Source organism: Comamonas testosteroni, from assembly GCF_000761245.1.
GTDB lineage: Bacteria > Pseudomonadota > Gammaproteobacteria > Burkholderiales > Burkholderiaceae_C > Comamonas > Comamonas testosteroni_C.
Genome location: NZ_AWOR01000033.1, coordinates 1 through 233, shown reverse-complemented (window position 1 = coordinate 233; position 233 = coordinate 1). Strand labels below are relative to the sequence as shown.

The 233-nt window shown below is 55.8% G+C and carries 1 protein-coding gene; it reads right to left on the bottom strand.

Annotation, left to right across the window (positions count from 1 at the left end):
- Nucleotides 1–233: ribonucleotide-diphosphate reductase subunit beta (locus tag P353_RS07490; RefSeq protein ID WP_034367437.1), on the bottom strand; the 233-nt coding region annotated here is incomplete at both ends.

The following is a 233-nucleotide window of genomic DNA, read 5'->3' as shown; positions in this document are numbered from 1 at the left end:
GGGTTTTCGATTTTGATCTGGTTGATCACGTCGATACCGAAGTTCAGGTGCATCGACTCATCGCGCAGGATGTACTGGAACTGCTCGGCCACGCCGGTCATTTTGTTGCGGCGGCCCATGGACAGAATCTGGGTGAAGCCGCAGTAGAAGAAGATGCCTTCCAGCACGCAGTAGTAGGCGACCAGGTTGCGCAGCAGTTCCTTGTCGGTGTCGACGGTGCCGGTTTCGAACTT